The sequence below is a fragment of the Streptomyces spinosisporus genome, from assembly GCF_022698145.1.
GTDB classification, from domain to species: Bacteria; Actinomycetota; Actinomycetes; order Streptomycetales; family Streptomycetaceae; genus Streptomyces; species Streptomyces spinosisporus.
The window spans coordinates 145,848-166,966 of record NZ_JALDAX010000018.1 but is presented as its reverse complement, the minus strand read 5'-3'; the positions used below and the strand labels follow the sequence as shown (position 1 = coordinate 166,966).

Sequence of the window (21,119 nt, the reverse complement as noted above, 5' to 3'; positions counted from 1 at the left end):
CCCCTTGGCGTGGACGGGCTTACCGCATTCCTCGCAGCGCATAAGATCCCTCACCTTCATTTCGTGACGCACTCGACCTGTCACGAAATATAGCAGGCGAACGATTGGCCGGGGGAGTGTGGCGCCTGTAACTGCCTTGAGCAGTGCGCAATTTGCTTTCGTTCCATGACGGCGTACGATGCACGCATGATGCATACGCCGTACTCATCCGCTCGTATGTCCGCCAAGACCGTGCTCGTCAGACAGGCGGCCGTCGAGCTTCGCTCCGTCTCCAAAATCCATGGACGTGACGCAGGGGCCGTCCGAGCGCTGGACGACGTCTCCCTCACGTTCGACTCCGGCACCTTCACGGCCGTGATGGGTCCTTCCGGATCCGGCAAGAGCACCCTGCTGCATTGCGCCGCCGGCCTCGACAGGCCCACCTCTGGCAGCGTGCACATCGACGGGGAGGACCTGTCGCAGTACGACGAGGCCGGGCTGACCCGTCTGCGCCGGGACCGGATCGGGTTCGTGTTCCAGACGTTCAATCTGCTGCCGACGCTGACCGCCCGTCAGAACGTGACGCTCCCACTGGAACTGGCGGGAAGGCGACCCCGCCGCGGTGATGTCGACTCCCTCTTCGCCCGGCTCGGGATCGAGGAGCGGGCGGATCATCTGCCCGGAGAGCTCTCGGGCGGCCAGCAACAGCGCGTCGCCTTCGCCCGCGCCGTCCTGGCGGAACCCGCAGTGATCTTCGCCGACGAGCCCACAGGCGCGCTCGACACCAACGCCGCGCGCGAGGTGCTCCAACTGCTCCGCTCGGCGGTGAACGAGAACGGGCGGACCATCGTCATGGTCACCCACGATCCGAACGCCGCCTCCTATGCGGACTCGGTGATCTTCCTGGCCGACGGTCGCATCGTCGACACCCTTGCCCGCCCCGGCGCGGAAGCCGTGGCGGCCCATATGACACGACTGGGAGAGAGGGTTCGGTGACCATCATGGCTATTCGGACGCGCACCACACGCCCCACCAACGCGCTTCTCCTCATGGCTCTACGAAGCCTGCGCGCCAGGCCCACGACACAACTGGCCGCCGGCCTGGTCCTGCTCATCGGTTCGGCCCTGCTCACCGCTCTGGCGGCACTTCTCGAGACGGGACTGGCTGCGAGCGGCAAGGACCACACCCTCTTGATCATGCTGCCGGCCATTCTCGGCGGATGGTCCCTGCTGATCGTGACCTTCGGTGTCCTCTCCACGGTCTCGCTCGTCGTGAGGCAACGGGAGCGCGAGACAGCTCTGTTGAGGACCATCGCGGCCAGCCCGAGACAGGTACAGCTACTGACCCTGCTCGAAGTGATTGCGATCGCCCTGCCGGCCGCCCTGGCGGGCCTCGTACCGGGAATTCTGCTGGGCCGCCTCCTGCTCTCCAGACTCACCGCGGCACACGCGGTCAAGTCTGTGACTGCCCTTGAAAACGGATGGCTCACTGTCACCGTGGGCGCGGGAGTTGCCCTGACAGCTGCTCTTGCGGGTGCCATGCTCGCCGGGCGCCGAGCCGGCCAGGTGCCGCCTGTCTCCGCGCTCTCCGCGAGCGCGGGCGTCGACACGACCGGAAAGACCCTGACACGCACCAAAGTCGTGAGCGGTGGCCTCATCACACTCATTGGCCTGGGGACCGGGATGAGCACGCTGGCACAGGAAAACGGTCCTCTGTTGTCCAGTACGGCCGGGCCGGCAGGGGTTGCGGTCGCCGTGGGACTTGCCCTGCTGGCACCTGCCGCCGCCACCGCGGGCGGCCTGGGACTGGCGCGCTCTCGTTCAGTGATCACACGCCTCGCCGGGCGCACACTCAGGACTCGCGCTCGCCAACAAGGCAGCCTGATCGCGCCGTTGACCCTGCTGATCGGTGTCGGCAGCGGGACACTGGCCATGCAGCGTATCGAGGACAGTCGACCGGCCACCGACGGACCGCAGTTGGCAACCGTCAACTACCTCATCGTATTGGCCATCGTCGGATTCGCTGTCGTGGCCGCGAGCAACACCCTCGTCGCAGCTACCCGGGCCCGCGGACACGACTTCAAGCTCCTGGCCCTCACGGGTGCCACCCGTCGCCAGATCCTGGCAGTGGTGGGCACCGAGGCGCTCATCACCACCGTGATCGCCGCAGTTCTCGGAGGCGTCTCCACCGCGGTGACCGTGCTCCCCTTCAGCGTGGTGCGCACCGGTACGTTGATTCCGGGCCAGGCGGGACCCCTGTTCGCGCTCCTCGTGGCGGTCGCGCTGGCGATCACCATTCTTGCGAGCGTACCGACAGCATTCCGCCAGATCCGTTCGAGCACGGCTCGGTAGGCGGGCACTGAATCCGTGGTGCGCATGTGCAGATGCGGCGTTCACGCGGGTGTTGAAGTGCACAGTCCCACGCTGCGTGACGGCCACTGAGGGGCATGCCGAAACCCACCGAGAGCAAACAGTGCATATCCACGGTGGTTCAGCGTGCCGGTCGTTCCTTAATGTCGGTCCTCGGCACACGTACTTACGTCAAAGGAGCAGGCATGTTCGGAGGCGGGCGTCCCCTTCGAAGTCAGTCAATTCAGTTGGCTTGCGAGCCGGCCGGTGCGCCGACCGTGCATGCCGCGTTCGACGTGGTCGATCTGCGCATACTGGAACTCATGGGGTGCGGCCTGCCGGACTCCACCATCGCCAGACGTCTGACCCTGAGCCACCGAACCGTCCAACGGCGCGTGCAGCGAATGATGATGAGGACCAGCGTGGTCAGCCGGTTCGCGCTGGGACTGCGCGTGAGTGAACTCGGACTTCTCCGAACCGACGACCAGCTGCCGACACCGTGACGGCCTCTGAAAAGACAGGGTAGCCAGGAGGTCGCCCCAACTATGCTCTGCACCATGCATGCTCGCCGGCACATCTGCCCGCCGCCCCGCTTCTGAGCGGGGTGTTGCCAGGGCCAGGCCGACGCATACGGCCGCGGCCCCAGTTCGACGTAGCTTGAAGCCGTCGAAGTTCTGCTGATGCCCCCGCTCCGACGATGCCCTTCATCCACGTCGAAGCCGGAGCCCAACCATGCTCACACGCTCGTCACTCTCTGCTGCCCTCGTTCCACGGGGCACTGCCTTGCTGGTCCTCGCCGGACTGCTATGGGGTACCGGCGGCCTCGCCGGCTCACTCCTCGCCTCTCGCACCGGGATGCAACCCGTTGCCGTCGCCGCCTTCCGACTGTTGCTCGGAGGAATCTTCATCACTCTCTACGCCGCCGTCGCAGGGGGGGTCAGGACGGTGCCGCGCACGCGCGCGGCGGCAGCTCGGCTTGCTGTCACCGGCGTACTGATGGCCACGTACCAGACCGCATACTTCGCGGCAGTGGAGGCCACGTCAGTGAGCCTGGCAACCCTGACCACCATGGTTGCCATCCCCGTACTCGTGACGTTCGGCACCGCCGTCCTCGACCGGCGTCCGCCCACGCTGCGTGCGGTCACATCGATCGTGGTCGCTGTCGGCGGGCTGATGCTGCTGCTCGACTCCCCAACCGGCGCGGGCGGCAACGGAATTGCGGGTGCGGGCTTGGCCCTGCTCGCCGCGCTGGGGTTCGCCGTGCTCACGCTGGACCGCCGAGCACCACTACCCGGTCTGGACCGGAACGCCGCGACCGGACTGGGCTTCCTGACGGGAGGCCTGCTGCTGTTGCCCGCCGGTCTGCTGTCCGGGATGGTGCTTCCGCTGCGGGTCGACACGGTCGGTGCCGTGATGTTCCTCGGGCTGGTGCCAACAGCCGTTGCCTACACCAGCTACTTCTCGGGGCTGCACCTCGCCGGTGCAGCCGCAGGGATCGTCGCTGTCCTCCTCGAACCGCTCACAGCCACACTGCTGGCTGTGCTACTCGCGCATGACCACCTGAGTGGGACTCAGATTCTGGGAGCTGTACTCGTCCTGGTCTCCATCGGCGTCCAGCAGGCTCCGAGCAGGACGACCTCCCGACCGTGACATCTGCTCGGGCAATGAGGTCATGCCGTTGCCCGAGCACCGGTCACGCCGGTGACCGGCCTGAGGAAGGTCCGGTCGAAACGGCGGATGCAGCCGGTCTGTTCACTGAGCTGCCAGAGTCCGCGTGCCTCAGCGTCACGGCGAATGGCCTCGCGGTAGCTCTCGTAGGCGGCGAGACTCGGGAACGAGAAGAGGGCGTAGGCGATGTCGTTGGCCCCTTCACTCGGGAGGAAGCATCCATGATGGGTGCCTCCCAGTCGGTTCACGATCGGTATCCAACCGGTCACGTACTCCTCGAAGGCGGAGACCTGGCGCGGGTCGATTTCGTAGCGCAGATGACAAGTGATCACGAAGTCGTCCGTCCTGACCGAAGGGGAGGGGGTCTTGAGGTCGCCTCAGATGCGAGAGCAGGCCGACGACAGGGCCAAGGGAGGTGTGGGCCGGCGTAGTTGGGGACGTCCCAGCAGGACGTAGGCCGCGACACCGACGTCCGCAATCGTCATCCTGTTGGTGTCGTGCATGTCGGTCGTCCTTGCTTCGACGTCCATTCCGAGAAGCTCTGTCGCGTCGTGGATGTGATGACGGACCGTTGCCTCCGAGACTCCCAGTGCCGTCGCGGTTCTCCGTGCCGACAGGTCGTGTTCGAGCCACACGCACAGCGTGTTTTCAAGGTCTCGCTGACCGGACCGCAAAGGGCTCAGCCGGATCTCGGCCCATGACCGGACTGCTTCGGCCTCGTACGCCAAAAGGTCGTCGAGGTCGTGGACAGAACCCGAGACGGCCGGCGGCGCGTCGGGCAGGGACAGGATGTCCAGGGCCAGGAGGACAAGGATGCGGTCGTTCGCGGTGTTGAGGTCCAACCCGAGGACACGGCTCGCCCGCGCAAGCCGCTGGCGCAGTGTGTTGCGGTGGATACCGAGACCCCGGGAGGCTTCCGCCGGTCTGAAGGAGCATCCGATGCGCAGGGTGTCGAGAAGTTGCTGCTGTGCGGGGTGCCCCAACACCGGCTCGAGCAGGTTCACGGCCCAGGCATGCGCTGTCGGGCGCGGAAGGAGCGGAGCCAGTTTCGACTGCGCACCAGTACTGATCCGACCAGCAACACGCGCCGCGTGCTGGAGTGCCTGGGCGGCCTCTGCGTGGGCGCGAGCGCCGGACTCCATGTCATGGGAACGGCTGGCCCCCATGACGAGCCAGCCGCGCTCGCTGACGAGAGCGCGGAGATCGGCATCCACGCTCGCATCGTGTCGTGCAGACGTGACGATGACGATCTGGCTCCCCTTTTCGGGGCAGGGTGTCACGAGGGCCCGGCCGCTCAGGTTGTCTTCACACCACCGCAGCGTGGCCTCTCGGTCATGTCTCCCGGTGTCGAGGATCCGGACACGGACCTGCTCGGTCTCCGCGAGGGACGGGGCGAGGGCATGGGCGACGAGCTGTGCCTTCGTCGGTCCCGTGCCGAGCAGCAACTGCGCCGCCGCCTGGCTCACACGACGCGGTTCAAGCACCGTGTCCCGATGCCCGCGCCCCACCTGCTCGAAGAAGCCGAGGAACTTGGCCGCGTGGCGCATCAGACGGACTTCGGGCGCGCCGAAGGGGCGGTGCGACGCGACGCCCAGTACGAGAGTGTCGCCGCCGAAAACCCCGATCGCCCGCGTGTGTTGAGTGGATACGGCACTGCCGGCCTGCGTCCTGGTGACCAGATGAAGGGCACGGTTGGTGCGGTCCCCAGGGGCGGCCACCAGGACGCCCCTCTCGTGGGAGCCCAGCGCCACATCCGCATCGAGGGCGGAGGACAACCAGGTGATGATGTCTCTGGCCGCACGGGAGTTCTGGACACGGGCCGGCAGCCGGAGCATCAGGTCTTCCAGCCGCTCGACATGACGCTCCGCCACGGCGGCCCGCTGCTGCTGAATGAAGTGGTTGACGCCGACCCACTCCGAATCCGCGTCCGTCGTCAGGACCGGGAGCTTGAACTCCTCTGCCTGCGCCTGCACTTGAGGACTTCTGGCGACCGAGCTCTGCAGTGTTCGTAGAACCAGTCCCGCCGAGTTGTGGAGGCGAAGATCCGCGATGAGATCGCAGAGCTTCCTGGCGCTGTGCCCCCCTGGAGGGTGCCCCCATGTCACCAACGCCAGACCGCCGCCCGACACGGGGAGATGCTGCGAGCTGGTGTCGTGCCCCGTCTGCCGTGCCGGAACGACCGCGGTGACCTCGGCCACGTGTGTCTCACCGTACGTGCTTGCGTGCGCCGGATGCGCCCAGCGAAGCCGTAGGTCCGGTCTTGTCTCGATGAGGTGATTGAGAGTGAGCATGGAACCCCTCCCTTCCTTGTCGCTCCGGGATCACGGCACCGCCCGACTCATGGCCATTCGCATAACAAGCGTTACGGTAATATACCGTGGGGTCATGGCACGTACCAAGGGAGATCACGAGGCCCGCCGACGCGATGTATCCGAAGCGGTCTGGCAGGTGATGGCCACCCGCGGCTTCAGCGGTCTCACCCTCCGCGCGGTCGCCGACCAGCTCCGCGCGACCACCGGCCTGCTGACGCACTACTTCCCCAACAAGCGGGCCCTCGTGACGTACGCCCTGGACCTGCTCGAGGAACGAACCGCGTCCCGGCCCCGGCGCCCCGCAGGCGAAGGAATCGAGGCTCTGAGGGCGGCCCTGCTCGACATGCTGCCGCTGACCGAAGAGACCACCTCCACCAACCGGATCTGGGTCTCCTCCTGGGACCAGGCCCTGTCCGACCCGGATCTCACGGACGCCTACGCCCGCAAGTACGCCCAGAGCCGCGCAACGCTCCGCGACCGGGTGGCCGCCGCTCAAGAACTCGGTGACCTGCCTCCCGGCGATCCCGAACACATCGCAGCCGGCGTCCAGTCGTTCGTGCTCGGACTCGTGGTCCAGGCCCTGTTCGCCCCATCGGCCTTTACTCCTTCCCGGCAGATCGAACTCCTGGAAGAGCACCTTGCCGCGATCGCCGTCCCGCGCCCGCTCGAGGACCCCCACTAGGGTCGTCGCCGGAACTCTTCTGCGGAACAAGGCCGTTGCGCCGAATCACGTAGGAAGCTGGATGTGCGCCCTGCTTACGGAGGCGCTCTTGGCGAGGACCTGGAGCACATCGGTTCGCACACGCTCGCATCGTGCACGCGTGGCGTCCTGAGCGCCGTCCACGTCCCGATCACGCAACCGCTCGTAGATGGCCTCGAGTTCGCCGGGCGGACTGGCGATGCCAGGATCGATCAGCGCGGCCATTCGCAGTACTCGTTCCAACTCGTCGAGTACGTCCACGACCGCCTTGCTGAGACGGTTGTTGCCGCTGAAGTTAACGATGATGCCCTCGAACTCTATCCCCGCCCGCAGTGATTCCTCCTGTTCCACCTCGCCTGCCGCCAGCGCGAAGGGCACTTTGGACAGCACTTCGAGTCGCTCCAGCGCCGGCGCTGTGAGTCCCCGGCGCGCCGCGGCGCCGGCAGCTTCGCTCGACAGCAACGAACGCAGGGCACAGAGATCGTCCGTGTCCTGGAGCGTGACAGGGCTGACGACGTAACCCGCTCGCGGCAGGGCATCCACAAGGCCGTCGCGCCTCAATCGCGCGAGCGCCTCACGCACCGGCGTCTTGCTGATATGCCACTGCTGAGCGAGCGACGTCTCAGTGAAACCGCTACCCGGGGGCAGCGTCAGGTCGATGATCTGACGCCTGATGGCTCGGTACGCCTGACTCGTCCGGTCGAGGCCGCTCTGGTCGCTGTCGATCAGCAGGAGGGCGGGGATGTGAGGGGTGCCGGTCAGCACGCTGTGGATGTCGGACACCGGGGAAGTATATCAACGCGACCTGTTGATACACCAGGGCGCGGGTCACAGGGCCCGAGCGAACACCACGCGATCCTGTTCAGGGCCGTCGTAGCCGATCATCGGTTCAGAGCAGTCGAAACCCATGGCCTTGTGAAAACGGATGGACCGGTTGTTGTGCGGCGAGGTCACGGCCTTGACAGTCGTGCGCCCTTCTTCGCGCGCCATGGCAAAGAACTGCTCGTACAAGGACCGAGCCAACCCGGAGCGCCGCATGTGCGGTGCCACCCCGGTGAAGTGGATGTAGGCCTCGTCCGGTCGGGACGGAGACATGAAACCAATGACGAATCCAGCGAGCTCGCCGTCCCTGCTCTCGGCGATCAGGCTGGTGTCGTGGAAATGGTTCAGATAAAGCCGGTTGAGTAGCCCGGTCACGGGTCGCCCCCACCAATCATCTATCACGCGCACGATCACGTCGTAGTCCTCTGGGCGAGCGCTACGAGTCACAACACCGCGTGTCAGACGTTCAGAAGTCATGTCCTACCTCTCGTGCGATCCGGGCTCTCCAGTAGTCGCCCATTTGACCACAGGTCCGCCGATTGCGGACCGTACGTGGCGCAAATACGCCAACCCGGAATGACGTATCTACGACAATTCGTGGGTCGGGGTGGGCCGACCTATGATCTGATGTGGGTGACCTGTCACTCGGAGATCGGGATCCACGCACTATGTCTTTCGGGCCGCCGCCCTCACCCTTCACCCAATCGACGCGCACTGCCCAACAGCGGAAGCTACGCCGCATCAGGCTCTGGTGTGCATTCACCGGCTTCCTGGTCGTCCTCCTCGGTATTGGGGGATGGATAATGTGGCCGAAAGGGAATTCCGATTCCCCAGCGAATGTACGTAGCGCGGCGCTTTCGCCTGACGCTATACGGGAGACCGTTGAGAAAACCCCGCGAAGCCCGGAGGGGCAGACGGGCGGGCGGTGGTATGAAGACGGATACAAGAAGTACGAGACTCACAAGGCGCCCGGAACCTGGGCCACGGCAAAGATAGTCGCCAGAGGGATCGGCACCGGTACCGTCGCCGGTGTCGACGCTCGGACGGGCGACAAGGCGTGGACGTTCAGACTCAAGGGACATCTCTGCGCGACGACACAGCACGTCACCAATGCCGGTGAAACGGCTGTCGTCGCCCAGTCGGAGCCGGCGCACATGGAGGATGGGGCTCCTGCGCTGGACGGCTGCGACCAGGTGATCTTTTTCGATGTCGACACGGGGAAGAGGCTTTGGCAGGTGAAACTGCCCCGAGCCCAATCAGCCAGCGTGTTCAACACGAACGTGACCATGACCCGCGGCACAGTGGCCGTGGCGTGGGGCGATGGCTCGGCCGCATTCGCCATGGACCACGGACAGCGCCTTTGGGCGAGCGCAGGTGCCTCTGCCTGCCGCGACATAGGCTTCGCCGGCGGCCGCGCTCTGCTGGCACTGGTCAACTGCGAAGAAAACGGTGACGCGACCTATAGGGTACAGAAAATCGATCCGCAGACAGGTAAGCCGAAATGGAATTACCGAGTCAGTCGCGGTGTCAAGAGCGTGTACCTTCCTTCCTCTGAGCCGCCGGTGCTCGCCGTCGCCGCGGGTGATGACAAGGTCACCGACCTGATCACACTGGATGATCAGGGTAGGCATCGAGCCACGATCTCGATGCAGGATTACTACGACCCCATGTGCTCGCGCCAAGAGTACGGCGTAATAGAGCGCTGCGACGCACTTGTCGTCGGACGCGAACAGCTCTTCGTAGCAAGCAAAGACACCATCGAAGTGGACCAGGCTTCCAATTGGATCATCTCCTTCGACTTGGCGACGGGAAAAACTGGGCGCAAGTTCGAGGGGAGGGCCGCATCGCCGATCTACCCCTTGCGGATGAGCGGAGACAAACTCCTGGCGTATCGCGAGAACAGCATCGATGTCGGACTCTCCGCCGTCATCAGCATCGACCCCACCACGGCAGAGCAGACTCCGTACCTGCTTTTCGGGCTCGATATGCAGACGGGTCCCGAGGTGCAGGATCCCTCGATGGCTGACATCGTCGTGGAACATGGCCGGGTTTTTCTGGCCCCGAAGGAAATCGAAGGGGATGCGACGGACGAGGAAAATCTCGCTCTGGTTGTACTGGGCATGGAACCAGCGAAATGAGTGCGTGCGACAGTGGGCGATGTGATGAAGACTCCTGACGAAGTGGTGCTTCGAGTCTCGCTGGCGCATGCCCGGTTGCTTGAGTTGGTCGAACAACTGGATGATCGACAGAAAGACGCCGCCTCTGCCTTGCCGGGCTGGAGCCGCGGCCACGTCGTGAAGCATCTCTCCGACAACGCCCGAGCCTTCGAGCGGCAGGCACGTGCGGCCATGCGGGGCGAGCTGGTCGACATGTACGACGGCGGCCAGACAGGGCGTGACTCGTCGATCGACTCCGGTGCCGCTCGGTCCGTGACGGAGTTGTGCGAGGAACTGGACCTGGCCCAGCGGGGTCTCGAAGACGCGTGGAGTCGTATGACGGAGGCCGATTGGCGACGCCCTGTCCGGTTCCGTCGCGCCACGGTCCTGGACACCGCGCTGGCGAGGTGGCGTGAAGCCGAGATTCATGCCGTAGACCTCAAGGCCGGCTGTCGCCCGCGCGACTGGTCAGTGGACTTCGCCCTGCATGCCCTGGATTTCCTGTCCTCGCGGACGCCCACCGGGGTGCAACTCGTCTTGCGCGTCACGGACGAGGAATTCGCTCGAACTCTGGGAATTGGCAGAACAGTTGAAGTGAGCGGGCCCCTGCGTGACCTCGCGGCCTGGATGGCCGGACGTGATGTCGACGCCGGTCTGATCACGACTGACCCCCACTTGCCGACACTGGGCGCCTGGCCTCCGGACCCTGCAGATTGAGAGCTGAGTCGAGTTGCGGGGCTGCGACAGTCACCGAGGTCCTCACCGCAGGTTCCGGGCCGACTCCGGCCTTGGTGAGGGACCGGTCGAGCCACGTACTGACGCCGTCGGGCACCGAAGCGGGCACCAGCGCCACGTCCACTGTCGCCTCGCCGACGGCGCAGGCGCACGTGGCGCGACGGGGTGACGGGCCGTGATGTGGTGTTCCACCTCGCTGCGGAGACGGACATCACCGCTGATCGTGAGCGCCACGAGTTGGTGACGGTCCGCGGTACCCGGGCAGCTGTCGACGCGGCCCGCCAGGCGCACGTTCCCCGGTTCGTCCATTGCGGAAGCGAGGCCGCACTCCTTGCCGGTGACCCGCTCGTGGACGTCGATGAGAGCGCGCCGCTGCGGCCCGACTCGGAGGCCGCTTACTGTGCGATGAAGGCCGTGGCCGAGAAGATCGTGCTCGACGCGAACACCGCGGACTTCGCCACGGTGTCGATTCGCCCGAGGTTCGTCTGGGGTCCCGACAGCATCCTCGTCGAAGGCTTGGCGGCCGCTGCGAAGGCCGGGCAGTTCGCCTGGATCGGCGGAGGCCGGCACACAACTGACGTCACGTTCGTCGAGAACGCCGTGGAGGGACTCATGCTCGGATGGCGGCGCGGCCGACCCGGGCAGGCCTACTTCGTCACCGACCGGCAGCGTGTCACCCTTCGCGAGTTCCTGGAGACCCAGTTCGAGATTCTTGGCGTCCAAGTCTCGATCCCCGACCTGGACTTCGAGATCGCCGCCCGCGAAGTACCCGTGCCCGCCCGGTGGTTCCTCGGGCAGGAATGCACCCTGCGGACGGACAAGGCCGTGTCCGAACTCGGCTACGAGCCCATCGTCTCGCACGCCGCCGGTCTGGAGGCCGTCAGGAACTCGGTGGCCGCCGGCCGCGCGTGACCATCGCGCCGGCTGACTCGTACACCGGCGGGCGTGGGCAAGGTGTGGCGTGTTTCTAAGTCACTTCCTTGCCCACGCCCCGACCTGGCCCGGATCAGGCGACGGCAGTGCCGCCCGCGCTCGAATCAGGAACGCTCGTCACCCGCCCAGTCCTTGTTGAAGCCTCCGAGATGCGGGTGGTACATCTCGTCACGGGTGTGTTGCGTGAACTCGACCTTGATCCACAGACTGTCGAGCTGGAATTGGTCGACGCAGGCATCGATCAGCGACTGTGCCAGCGCGGCCCGGGTCTCGCGAGTACGTCCGCTACGGATGTCGCACATGATGAGGGCGGACGGCGTGGGCTCCTCATCCTCGTGGCAACGCCAGACGCCGCCGTCTCCGAGAGCGTGGATGGAAACGGTGAGCAGGTCGGCGTTGACCTTCATACGGTCGGCGTAGATCTGTCCCACGCGTCTCGCGAGTTCTTGCCTGGCGGCCACTGACGCGTCGAGCGGCAGGTCGATCTGGATGGATGGCATGGTTCACATACCTCGGCTCTCGATCCCGGCGGCGATGGCGAAGAGCGACTCCTCATCGCCCGTGTTGGTGATCAGTTGAACCCCGACCGGCAGCCCGTCGACGTGCCCAACAGGCACGCTCAGTGCGGGAACTCCGGCCATGTTCCAGGGGCTTGTCAGCGACAGCAGGGCCGCGCGGGTGTCGAGGGTTGTGCCGCCGACCCGCACAGTTCGCTGATCGATGTGCGGAGCGGTCACAGGAACGGTTGGCATGGCGAGGACCGGATGGTCCTCGAGCAAGCGCAGTACCAGGTCCCGGAATTCGCGTCGCGCGCGATCGGCCGCCGCGTACTGCTCGTCGCTGATCGACTGGCCGGTGCGAAGCCGCGCGCGGACGTCGGGGTCGATCAGTGACTCCTCGCCGCTGAGATGTGCCTCGTGGACGGCGAATGCCTCCCGTCCCTGCAATGTCGAGAACGTCCGGAACAGGTCCTCGGTGTCGCCGAGGGCTCCCGAGAGTGTGTATGGGCCAACTCCGTTGCGGGTCAAGGAGTTGTGTACGACCTCGGCGACCCGGGAATCGGTGGGCGCAATCTCCTCGGGGGTCACCCACGCGACGGACCCCTCACGTGCCGCGCGGCTGCCCGACGGCACCTGCTTGTGCTCCGCACGTCCGACGGTGAGGGCACGAGACGCAAGCAGCGCGTCGTGACCGGTCGTTGTGAACAGGCCGACATGGTCGAGCGTCGGCGCCAGCGGATGGACCCCGCTCACGGGAAGTGCGCCGAAGGCCGGCTTGAAGCCGACCACACCGCACAGGGCAGCCGGGACGCGTACCGATCCCGCCGTATCGGTGCCCAGAGCGAGGGGAACCATCCCAGCCGCCACCGCGGCGGCACTGCCGCCACTGCTGCCGCCGGACATGCGTTCAGGGTTGACCGGGTTTCTGGACGGACCGTGGACCGAACGGTCCCCGGTCGCGCCGTAGGCGAACTCGTGCAGGGTCGTCTTGCCGATGATCACGGCTCCGGCTCGTCGTAGGCGGGTGACGATCTCCGCGTCCTCGGTGGCCCGGGTCGTGCCGAACGACGAGGCCGATCCGCACGTGGTCGGCAGCCCCGCCATGTCGATGAGGTCCTTGACGGCCACGGGTATGCCATGCAGCGGTCCGAGATCGCATCCGGCGGCGAGGTCTGCGTCCGCCTGCTCGGCGGCGGCCAATGCGCCGACGGCATCGACCAGGACGAAGGCGTTCACGACCGGGTTGCGCTCCTCGATCCGTTGCAGCGCGGCACGGACCAGTTGGACGGACGTCGTCGTCCCTTGCCGGAGCGCGCGCCCCAGTTCGGAGATCGTGACGGGTGTGGTGACAAGGTTGCTCATGACGTGACTCCCGGAAGGACGGAGAGCAGGGGCACGATCAGCGCCGTACAGATGCTCATGGCGGCGACGTTGCCCACGAAGGGGTGGAATCCGGCGGGGAGGCGGCCCGAGATCGCCGCGGCGGTCGGAGGAGCGACGAGCGCTCCGGCGAGGGCTGCGACCACGGTCGGCAACAGCGCGCCGTGGTAGGTGAGGACCGCGGCCGGCACAAGGGACACCGCCGGCACGAAGGTCGGGTAGAAGCCGGCTGCCAGCCAGCGGTGCCGCCAGAGGAACACGCCGGCCAAGGCCGACATGAACTGGCCGACGAGGATGGTCACGAACAGGCCCGACCCGTAGGCCAGCGACTCCGACGACGTCGCGTACGCGAGGAGCGCGCCGATGACGAGTGCCGCGCTCGCCCACTCGTTGCCGAAGAACTGCGCTTCGGACAGGTCGGCCAACGCACGCCGAAGCATCCATACGGGGCCCTGTTGGGCCGGCCGGCGACCGGAGGCCGGGGGAGCAGGGACCACGGACCGCCATGCCCATGGTTCGGGCATCCATGGCAGCCGGGGGCAGATCGTGAACGCCAGCGCCGCGGCCAGTGCCATGCCGCCCGTCGCCCCGACGACCGACGGCAGGTTGAGCGGTTGGCAGACCCACGTGACCAGCGCGATCGCCGCCGGAGGGGCAAGCAGCGCCCCGGAGACGGCACCCGTGAGAAACACCCGCCAGCCGGGCCCGTACAGGGCGACGACCGCAGGAGCCACGGACACGAGCGGCACGAACAGCGGCTGCCACGTGCCGTCCGCCAGCGTCGCACCCCACACCAGGGCGCTGAATACGACGCTGAGCAGCGCGGCGCCGGCGACCGAGGGCCAGATCCCGGTCCCGCATGCCTGGACGAAGCCCTGGAGGTACCAGCCGCGGCGGTGTGCGATGTGGCCGGTCAAGCCACCGGCGAGGAGAAGAGTTCCGGCCGATCCGACCGCGTAGAACTGCGGTTCGGAGATTGCGGCGAGCACCCACCGGGCCAGGCCCGGCAGGTCGCCGTAGTCGCCTTGCCAGGTGTGCCCGCCGGCCAAGGCCCAGACGGTTACGCTCGCCAGGGCGACGAACGTGACCGCCACGAGGGCCCGCAGCGCGGACCCGTACGCCGGTTTCGTCGGATCGACGACGCCGCTCACGTCGTCACCGTGGCAGCGGCGGCGCGCCGCGGTAGCCGAGCATCTGGTCGTAGAGGTCCGTGCGCCGGTCCCTGTGCAGGTCGTTGAGCTGGTTCCAGATCGGCGCCGTCCTCGTCGCGGTGAGGTCCACGTCGGCGTAGATGATCGTGTCCTCGTCCGGACCGGCTATACGGTCGATCGGCCACCCATTGGTGCTCGCGATGAGCGAGTTGCCCATGAAGCCGGCCCCGCGCTCCTGTCCGGTGCGGTCCGCCGTCGCGATGAAGACGTTGTTGACATGTGCCGCCGTGATCGTGAGGTGGGCGGCCATGCACACGCCGCTCGCGTCGTACAGCGGCGGCGGAGTCCACACCCAGCCGGTCGGGATGCAGATGATGTCGGCGCCCATCTGGGAGACGATGCGGGCGGTCTCCGGGAACCAGATGTCCCAGCACACCAGCAGCCCGATGCGGCCGATCCGGGTGTCGAAGACCTTGAATCCCTCGTCACCGGGCGTGAACCACAGCTTCTCGGTGTTCCACAGATGCGTCTTGCGGTAGCGGCCGATGTAGCCGTCGGGGCCGACCAACACAGCCGTGTCGTAGAGCCGTTCGCCGTCTCGCTCGACGATGCAGCCGACGACGTACATGCCGTGCTGCGCGGCGAGCCGCTCGAACAACTGCAGCGACGGCCCGTCCGGGATCGTCTCGGAGTGGGCGAAGGCCTCCTCGCGGGTCTCGAACACGTAGCCCGTCGTTGCCAGTTCGGGCAGGACGACCAGATTGGCGCCGGCCTCACCCGCGGCGTTCAGACGCTGTTCGACCGCGGCCGCATTGGACTTGAGGTTCTCCAGTCCGACCTGCGGCTCGAACTGAACGACTGCTACCCGGGCAGCGCTCACGCGGGCCCGGTTCGTCTCGGTCACTTCGGTGGACATCAGTTGCTCCTTGATGGCTGGTTCGGCGGATGGCCGGCTCGGCAGATGGCCGGCTCGATAGACGGCCGGTTCGGCATCTGGTTTCAAAACAAGACCAGGCGGGTGGAGAGTATGATGGGTGGTCTAGTTTTGCAACCACCTCGGAGAGGCTTGCCCAGCGGGCAGACAGGGAGAACTGATGGGAGCGTCGAAGGTGGCTCTCGCGAAGGCGTCGTGCCCGGTCGCACGGGCGGTGGACGTGATCGGGGACCGGTGGTCGCTGTTGATCATCCGCGACGTGTTCGACGGGATCTGTCGCTTCGGAGCGCTGCAGCGCAGCCTGGGTCTCGCGCGGAACATCCTCACCGAGCGGTTGCGCACCCTGGTCGCCCAGGGAGTGCTCGAGACCCGCCCCGCGTCAGATGGCACGGCCTACCACGAGTACGCCGTCACCGAGAAGGGCGCCGATCTCTTCCCGATCCTCGTGGCACTGAGGCAGTGGGGCGAGGGGCACCTTTTCACGGAGGGGGAGGAGCACTCCGTCCTGCTCGACGCCGACAGTGGGCAGCCCATCCGCAGGCTGCAACCGCTCGACGCCGAGGGTCGGCCGGCTACTTACCGCACCTCATACGTTCGCAAGGTGCCGGAAGAAGTTGAGGGGGATGACGGGCGGGCGCGCCGAAGCTGATCGGCGCGCCCGAGGTGGCAAGGTGCCGGTGCGATCTCCTGTCGGCCTGACTCCGGCAGACCCCTGCCCTCGTCACTGAGCAGGCCCCTGCCCTCGTCACTGACCGGAGAAGGTCAGACGCCCGGCTGACGCAGTCCTGCTACGAGCACTGCGACCAGTCGGCGTGCCTCGTACTGCGGGTCGCTCTCCGCGCCGATGCAGAGGTTTCCGATGCCGCGCATGAGGTGGTAGGCGTCGAGGTCGGACTTGATCTCCCCGGACGCGGCCGCGGCGTCGAGGAGTTGGGCGCACACCGGCAGGAGACGTTCGAGGAAGTGGGCGTGCAGTTTCTCGAAGCCGGCGCCGTCCCCCTGCATCGCGGCGGCCAATCCGTGCTTGGTGACGAGGAAGTCGACGAAGAGGTCGACCCAGCGCGCCAAGGCGGCATGGGGAGTCGGGCCGGCTGCCAGCAGGGCCGGGCCGGCCTCGGCGCAGGCCTCGACCTGGTGCCGGTAGACGGCGATGACGAGGTCCGCGCGGGTGGGGAAGTGGCGGTAGATCGTGCCCACCCCGACGCCGGCCTTGGCGGCGATGTCGCGTACCGGCGCGTCCACGCCCGAGGCGACGAAGACCGCGGCGGCCGCGTCCAGCAGGGTCTGCTGGTTGCGGCGGGCGTCCTTGCGCCTCGACTGCGCTGAGCTCCCCGCCCCCTTGCCGCTGTCGTTCACCGCGGCACTCCTTCCCTGACCGCCTTGCGAAACGGAATGGTGTTCCGTATCGTGGCGGAGCGACGTTCCGTTTCGTCGATGATGACAGACCGGGTGGCGACCGGCCAGGCCGGTTTCGCCTGCCACTGCCACTCCCGTGGCCACTGCAGTGGCCATTGCCATCGACCGCCCGGCTCTTACGAAGCGAAGAGTGCCAGCGAAGAGTGCCAAGGCACTGACCGGAAGGCTCTACATGTCCGACTCAACGACCGCGCACGCACACAAGATCGCGAATGTGCCCGGCAAGGTGATCTCCGCGATGCCCCTCGTCCTGCCCGCCTCCGGCGGCCGGGGCGAGGACCTCCAGATCCGGGTGTCCGCCCCCGCGACGGGCGGAGACCTGCCCGTCATCGTCTTCTCGCACGGCTTCGGCGGGTCCATGAGCGGTTACGCCCCGCTGGCGGACCACTGGGCCGCGCACGGCTTCGTGGTCATACAGCCCACCCACCTCGACTCGCGGACGCTCAACATCCCCGCCGAGGACCCCCGAACACCGGCGATCTGGCGCTTTCGCATCGAGGACATCACGCGCGTGCTGGACGGACTCGACGTTCTGGAGGCATCCGTACCGGGGTTGGCCGGACGCGTCGACCACGACCGTATTGCCGTCGCCGGTCACTCCTGGGGAGCCCAGACGACGAGCACGCTGCTGGGCGCGCGCGTGCTCGACTCCGACGGGAAACCCGGCGAGGACATGTCCGACGCGCGCGTGAAGGCAGGTGTGTTGCTCGCCCTGACCGGCCTGGGGGATGAGCTGACGCCGTTCGCCGCGGAGCACTTCCCCTTCATGAAGCCGTCCTTCGACACCATGACCACCCCGGCGCTCATCGTCGCCGGGGACAAGGACCAGTCCCAACTGTCCACGCGCGGACCGGACTGGTTCATCGACCCCTACATCTACAGCCCGGCGCCGAAGAGTCTGCTCACGTTGTTCGAGGCGGAGCACTCGCTCGGTGGCATCACCGGCTATCAAGTCACCGAGACGACCGACGAGTCGCCCGAGCGCGTCGCCCTGATACAGCACCTCACCACGGCCTTCCTCCACAGCGTCCTTCGAGGCGAGGACGCCGACTGGAAGGCGGCGGTCAAAGCCTTGGAGGAAGACGCCAACCCGATGGGGACGCTGCAGAGCAAATAGCCGGTTCCTGCCCGTCACGGACTGGCGAGCTCCTGCGTACGTCGTGACCTACACCCTCGCCACTGGCGGTTGCTCGGTGCCGCAGTGGCGGCACTTGGTGGCGGCGGCCGGCAGGTCTTCGGAAAGGCAGGCAGCGCACGTCTTCACCGGCCCCGGCTCACCGAAGACCGTCGCTCCACGTCGCGCCGAATAGTGCTTGTAGGGCACGACGATGAGGAAGTAGACGACAGCCATGAAGATGATGAAATAGATGAGTGCCGAGATGAATGAGCCGATGTCAAGGTACGTGGCCTTGTTGCCTCCTTGACCGAGCTGCCACCCCAGTCCGACGGAGCGGCTTCCCTGAGCGCGCGCGATGATGGGGTTGATCACGAAGTCGGTAAATGCCTTGATCAAGGTACTGAAGGCCAGAGCGACAATCAGGCCCACAGCTACGACGATGACATCTCCGCGCATCAAGAAGTTCTTGAACCCCTTAATCACTTACGCCTCCTCGTGTTGGATTTTCTCGATCAGAATCACGCGGCATGCTACGTTTTTGTGCGGACTTTGAGCGTCACGACACGTACGAGCAATAGATCGTTCCTTCGAAAGCCGCAATCTTCCGGCATCGGGAGCGCAACGGGGATGAAGGGGCGGCTGTATCCACGGCACACCATCAACCGCACGTGAGGAGACCACCATGACCGCTGTCTACACCTGGGACGTCTTTTCCACGCTCGACGGCTACGGCTCCTACGGCCCCGACGGCGACTGGGGTGGCTACTGGGGAAAACACGGCCCTGAGTTCCTCCACAACCGCCTTGCCGTGGTCAGCGAAGAACAGCGGATGGTTCTCGGGGCCAACACCTTTCGGGAGTTCGTGGAACTGCTGGGCCCGATCCCGGACGGCGACCTCGACCCGGTGAACTCCCGGATGCGGCACATGCCGACAACGGTGGTGTCGACGACGCTCGCAGGCCCCCTCGCCTGGCCGGACGTGACTGTCGTGGCCGGCGACGCCGTCGATGTCGTCGCCCGGCTCAAGGAGGAGTCCAAGGTGCCGCTGCGCTCGCACGGCAGCCTGTCGCTGAACCGGGCACTGATGGCGGCAGGACTCGTCGACTTCGTTCAGGTGACGCTCTTCCCTGTGATCAGCGGCCGGACCGGGACCGACCGGGTCTTTGAAGGCGCAGCCGACTTCGACCTCGAGCTGATCGAAAGCCGAACGTTCGACGGCCGCACGCAGGAACTCATCTACCGGCCGACTTTGCACGGATAAACACAACTGCAATTTTGTCCGAGAGCTGGAGAATTCCGCCTATTCGAGCGAGCCGACGGTCGACCCCAGAAATGAAATGCATGCATGACCTATCGACGCGCGGTGGCGCCGTCCCTCAACTTCGGTTGGAGCGGGGAGGCGTCGGGGCGGAGGGCGTGGCGGATCGCCTCGTGGACGTGGGTATGAGGGTCCCTCTCGCTCTTCGGTGCGCGCCAGATGATGACGTGATCCGGGCGGACGAGGACGCCGTCGCAATGCGGGCCGCCGTAGGCGTGCTCCCAACGTTGCCGGTGGCGGGCCTCGATGCCGGTGGTGTCGACGGTGCGGACGCGGAGACCGGGGATCGGATTGTGGTTCAGGGCGGCCGCGGTGTGGCTGGTGGCATCGGCGACGAAGGTGAATGCGGTGGGGTCGAGCAGGTCCAGCGTGTTGCTGGCGGGGCCGCGGTGGAGGGCTATGTGGGGTGCGCGGGTGCCTGGCCTTCCACTCGGGGCGGCCGGGTCCTCGACAGTCGTAGCCCCGTCCGGCGCCTGGGCGTGGGCGAGTTGGTAGCGGAATCCGAGAGCCAGTGTCGTGGCGTCGAGCTGTTCGGCAGGGGCCGGTTGGCCGGGCGTTTTGCGTGAGCGCAGCAGCGCCTGGGCGACGGTGAGAGCCGCGAGTGGGGCGCGTTCGGTGTCGTAGGTGTCGAGCAGGGCTTCCGAGGCGTCACCGCGGCAGACGGCGGCCAGCTTCCAGGCGAGATTGTGGGCGTCCTGGACGCCGGTGTTGCCGCCGAAACCGCCGTAGGGCGGCATCTGGTGGGCGGCGTCCCCGGCGAGGAAGATCCGTTCGTGGCGGAAGCGTTCGGCGGTGTACGCGCCGGTGGTCCAGGTCTGCACGCTCTCGATCTCGGGGGTGAGATCGGGCAGGCCGGTGGCGGCGCGAATGACCGGCACGATATGCGGGGCCAAGCTGTCCGGGTCGTCCGTGGGCCAGCCCGCGCGCAGGTGAGTGCCCAGCTGCCAGGTGCGGTCGGCTTTGTCCCCACGGGCGAACAGGAAGGCTCCGGCGTCGCGCGCCAGGAGTGCATCGACCCACCGGCCGTGCAGGGCGGGTTCGAGGTCGGCGCGGAACAGTGCACTGACCGCGGTGCCAGGCACCGCCTCGCCCACCAGGCCGATTCCCAGCGAGTCCCGAATGCCGCCGCGGGCACCGTCCGACGCGACGAGGAACCGGGCTCGGACCGTGCGCTCGCCATCTGGCCTACGCAGGCGAGCGGTGATGCCGTCGGAGTGCTGGGCGATGTCACCGACCTCGGTGTCGAACAGCACCCTGGCGCCCAGGGCGACGGCTCGCTTGCGCAGGATCGGCTCGATGCGCTGCTGATCGCAGGAGAACGGAACCACCGGACTCAGACCCTCCTCGGACACCGCTTCCTCCGGCGGTGCGATCCAGGACTCGTGCAGTCCGGCGAGGTTGTCGGCCACCACGAAACCGGCGCTCGGCTCGCCCGCGGCGCGGATCTCATCGTCGACGCCCAAGGCCCGATACAGCTCCATCGACCTGACGTTGACCAGACGCGCCTTGGGATGCCGGGACGTCTCACGATGCCGTTCGGCCACGGTCACGTCGACACCCTGCTGCGCCAGGAACGCCCCTGCCGCCAGACCCACCAGTCCGCCCCCGACGACCAGTACGTCGAAGTCCTGCTCGCTCATGCTGCTCTCC

22 protein-coding genes are annotated in these 21,119 nt (G+C 66.7%); 11 read left to right on the top strand and 11 right to left on the bottom strand.

Going from position 1 to position 21,119, the window contains the following annotated elements; genetic code table 11:
- Positions 1–189 precede the first annotated feature (189 nt).
- From MQN93_RS35430 to MQN93_RS35415, 4 genes are all read left to right on the top strand, one after another.
- Positions 190–975, top strand: a complete 786-nt coding sequence (locus MQN93_RS35430; protein WP_242712769.1) for an ABC transporter ATP-binding protein — start codon at positions 190–192, stop codon at positions 973–975.
- A 5-nt stretch (positions 976–980) separates the two neighbouring features.
- Complete coding sequence (locus tag MQN93_RS35425) at positions 981–2,330, top strand: FtsX-like permease family protein (protein WP_242712768.1); 1,350 nt, start codon at positions 981–983, stop codon at positions 2,328–2,330.
- A 203-nt stretch (positions 2,331–2,533) separates the two neighbouring features.
- On the top strand, positions 2,534–2,830 hold the full coding sequence (locus MQN93_RS35420; RefSeq protein ID WP_016430184.1) for a helix-turn-helix domain-containing protein: 297 nt from the start codon (positions 2,534–2,536) through the stop codon (positions 2,828–2,830).
- A gap of 280 nt (positions 2,831–3,110) precedes the next feature.
- On the top strand, positions 3,111–3,977 hold the full coding sequence (locus MQN93_RS35415; RefSeq protein ID WP_242712754.1) for a DMT family transporter: 867 nt from the start codon (positions 3,111–3,113) through the stop codon (positions 3,975–3,977).
- Between the two features lie 20 nt (positions 3,978–3,997).
- On the opposite strand, the gene MQN93_RS35410 is transcribed toward MQN93_RS35415, so the two are convergent.
- Together MQN93_RS35410 and MQN93_RS44305 are read right to left on the bottom strand one after the other, a co-directional pair.
- Positions 3,998–4,327 (bottom strand): NIPSNAP family protein, encoded by a 330-nt coding sequence (locus tag MQN93_RS35410; protein ID WP_016430182.1) that lies wholly within the window; start codon positions 4,325–4,327, stop codon positions 3,998–4,000.
- 45 nt (positions 4,328–4,372) lie between these two features.
- Positions 4,373–5,968, bottom strand: coding sequence for a helix-turn-helix domain-containing protein (locus MQN93_RS44305; protein WP_242712753.1), 1,596 nt, complete (start codon positions 5,966–5,968; stop codon positions 4,373–4,375).
- A gap of 412 nt (positions 5,969–6,380) precedes the next feature.
- Between MQN93_RS44305 and MQN93_RS35400 the strand changes: the two genes are divergently transcribed.
- On the top strand, positions 6,381–6,989 hold the full coding sequence (locus MQN93_RS35400; protein WP_016430180.1) for a TetR/AcrR family transcriptional regulator: 609 nt from the start codon (positions 6,381–6,383) through the stop codon (positions 6,987–6,989).
- Positions 6,990–7,034: 45 nt separating this feature from the next.
- Here the strand turns inward: MQN93_RS35400 and MQN93_RS35395 are convergent, their stop codons facing one another.
- Positions 7,035–7,790, bottom strand: a complete 756-nt coding sequence (locus MQN93_RS35395; RefSeq protein WP_016430179.1) for a GntR family transcriptional regulator — start codon at positions 7,788–7,790, stop codon at positions 7,035–7,037.
- Positions 7,791–7,835: 45 nt separating this feature from the next.
- Positions 7,836–8,243, bottom strand: a complete 408-nt coding sequence (locus MQN93_RS35390; RefSeq protein WP_016430178.1) for a GNAT family N-acetyltransferase — start codon at positions 8,241–8,243, stop codon at positions 7,836–7,838.
- A gap of 254 nt (positions 8,244–8,497) precedes the next feature.
- On the opposite strand from MQN93_RS35390, the gene MQN93_RS35385 reads away from it, so the two are divergent.
- The 3 genes from MQN93_RS35385 (at position 8,498) to MQN93_RS35375 (ending at position 11,632) form a co-directional block, all read left to right on the top strand.
- On the top strand, positions 8,498–9,967 hold the full coding sequence (locus MQN93_RS35385; protein WP_242712752.1) for an outer membrane protein assembly factor BamB family protein: 1,470 nt from the start codon (positions 8,498–8,500) through the stop codon (positions 9,965–9,967).
- A gap of 24 nt (positions 9,968–9,991) precedes the next feature.
- Positions 9,992–10,702 carry a maleylpyruvate isomerase family mycothiol-dependent enzyme gene (locus MQN93_RS35380; RefSeq protein WP_016430176.1) on the top strand — a complete coding sequence of 237 codons (711 nt, stop codon included), beginning with the start codon at positions 9,992–9,994 and terminating at the stop codon, positions 10,700–10,702.
- Between the two features lie 183 nt (positions 10,703–10,885).
- Positions 10,886–11,632, top strand: coding sequence for an NAD-dependent epimerase/dehydratase family protein (locus MQN93_RS35375; protein ID WP_242712751.1), 747 nt, complete (start codon positions 10,886–10,888; stop codon positions 11,630–11,632).
- 125 nt (positions 11,633–11,757) lie between these two features.
- On the opposite strand, the gene MQN93_RS35370 is transcribed toward MQN93_RS35375, so the two are convergent.
- The 4 genes from MQN93_RS35370 to MQN93_RS35355 are packed head-to-tail and all read right to left on the bottom strand — an operon-like array spanning position 11,758 to position 15,600.
- A complete protein-coding gene (locus tag MQN93_RS35370) occupies positions 11,758–12,153 on the bottom strand; it encodes a tautomerase (RefSeq protein WP_242712750.1) in 396 nt (131 codons plus the stop codon).
- Positions 12,154–12,156: 3 nt separating this feature from the next.
- Complete coding sequence (locus MQN93_RS35365) at positions 12,157–13,515, bottom strand: amidase (protein WP_278191520.1); 1,359 nt, start codon at positions 13,513–13,515, stop codon at positions 12,157–12,159.
- Positions 13,512–14,684, bottom strand: coding sequence for a hypothetical protein (locus MQN93_RS35360; RefSeq protein WP_242712748.1), 1,173 nt, complete (start codon positions 14,682–14,684; stop codon positions 13,512–13,514). The genes MQN93_RS35365 and MQN93_RS35360 overlap by 4 nt, the downstream gene beginning before the upstream one ends.
- Before the next feature lie 4 nt (positions 14,685–14,688).
- On the bottom strand, positions 14,689–15,600 hold the full coding sequence (locus MQN93_RS35355; protein ID WP_242712747.1) for a nitrilase family protein: 912 nt from the start codon (positions 15,598–15,600) through the stop codon (positions 14,689–14,691).
- 178 nt (positions 15,601–15,778) lie between these two features.
- On the opposite strand from MQN93_RS35355, the gene MQN93_RS35350 reads away from it, so the two are divergent.
- On the top strand, positions 15,779–16,267 hold the full coding sequence (locus tag MQN93_RS35350; protein WP_242712746.1) for a winged helix-turn-helix transcriptional regulator: 489 nt from the start codon (positions 15,779–15,781) through the stop codon (positions 16,265–16,267).
- Positions 16,268–16,380: 113 nt separating this feature from the next.
- On the opposite strand, the gene MQN93_RS35345 is transcribed toward MQN93_RS35350, so the two are convergent.
- Entirely contained in the window at positions 16,381–16,974 is a 594-nt protein-coding gene (locus tag MQN93_RS35345) for a TetR/AcrR family transcriptional regulator (protein WP_242712745.1), read from the bottom strand.
- A gap of 232 nt (positions 16,975–17,206) precedes the next feature.
- On the opposite strand from MQN93_RS35345, the gene MQN93_RS35340 reads away from it, so the two are divergent.
- Positions 17,207–18,151, top strand: a complete 945-nt coding sequence (locus MQN93_RS35340; RefSeq protein ID WP_242712744.1) for an alpha/beta hydrolase family protein — start codon at positions 17,207–17,209, stop codon at positions 18,149–18,151.
- A gap of 48 nt (positions 18,152–18,199) precedes the next feature.
- On the opposite strand, the gene MQN93_RS35335 is transcribed toward MQN93_RS35340, so the two are convergent.
- Positions 18,200–18,634 (bottom strand): large conductance mechanosensitive channel protein MscL, encoded by a 435-nt coding sequence (locus MQN93_RS35335; protein ID WP_242712743.1) that lies wholly within the window; start codon positions 18,632–18,634, stop codon positions 18,200–18,202.
- A 199-nt stretch (positions 18,635–18,833) separates the two neighbouring features.
- On the opposite strand from MQN93_RS35335, the gene MQN93_RS35330 reads away from it, so the two are divergent.
- Positions 18,834–19,412, top strand: a complete 579-nt coding sequence (locus MQN93_RS35330; protein ID WP_037780509.1) for a dihydrofolate reductase family protein — start codon at positions 18,834–18,836, stop codon at positions 19,410–19,412.
- 89 nt (positions 19,413–19,501) lie between these two features.
- On the opposite strand, the gene MQN93_RS35325 is transcribed toward MQN93_RS35330, so the two are convergent.
- Positions 19,502–21,109, bottom strand: coding sequence for an FAD-dependent oxidoreductase (locus MQN93_RS35325; RefSeq protein WP_242712742.1), 1,608 nt, complete (start codon positions 21,107–21,109; stop codon positions 19,502–19,504).
- Between the last annotated feature and the right edge of the window lie 10 nt (positions 21,110–21,119).

Bases quoted from the DNA above. Each gene is read 5' to 3' on its own strand.
- MQN93_RS35430 (WP_242712769.1), top strand. From the start codon at position 190: ATGCATACGCCGTACTCATCCGCTCGTATGTCCGCCAAGACCGTGCTC.
- MQN93_RS35425 (WP_242712768.1), top strand. From the start codon at position 981: ATGGCTATTCGGACGCGCACCACACGCCCCACCAACGCGCTTCTCCTC.
- MQN93_RS35420 (WP_016430184.1), top strand. From the start codon at position 2,534: ATGTTCGGAGGCGGGCGTCCCCTTCGAAGTCAGTCAATTCAGTTGGCT.
- MQN93_RS35400 (WP_016430180.1), top strand. From the start codon at position 6,381: ATGGCACGTACCAAGGGAGATCACGAGGCCCGCCGACGCGATGTATCC.
- MQN93_RS35385 (WP_242712752.1), top strand. From the start codon at position 8,498: ATGTCTTTCGGGCCGCCGCCCTCACCCTTCACCCAATCGACGCGCACT.
- MQN93_RS35380 (WP_016430176.1), top strand. From the start codon at position 9,992: ATGAAGACTCCTGACGAAGTGGTGCTTCGAGTCTCGCTGGCGCATGCC.
- MQN93_RS35370 (WP_242712750.1), bottom strand. From the start codon at position 12,153: ATGCCATCCATCCAGATCGACCTGCCGCTCGACGCGTCAGTGGCCGCC.
- MQN93_RS35365 (WP_278191520.1), bottom strand. From the start codon at position 13,515: ATGAGCAACCTTGTCACCACACCCGTCACGATCTCCGAACTGGGGCGC.
- MQN93_RS35355 (WP_242712747.1), bottom strand. From the start codon at position 15,600: ATGTCCACCGAAGTGACCGAGACGAACCGGGCCCGCGTGAGCGCTGCC.
- MQN93_RS35350 (WP_242712746.1), top strand. From the start codon at position 15,779: ATGGGAGCGTCGAAGGTGGCTCTCGCGAAGGCGTCGTGCCCGGTCGCA.
- MQN93_RS35340 (WP_242712744.1), top strand. From the start codon at position 17,207: ATGTCCGACTCAACGACCGCGCACGCACACAAGATCGCGAATGTGCCC.
- MQN93_RS35330 (WP_037780509.1), top strand. From the start codon at position 18,834: ATGACCGCTGTCTACACCTGGGACGTCTTTTCCACGCTCGACGGCTAC.
- MQN93_RS35325 (WP_242712742.1), bottom strand. From the start codon at position 21,109: ATGAGCGAGCAGGACTTCGACGTACTGGTCGTCGGGGGCGGACTGGTG.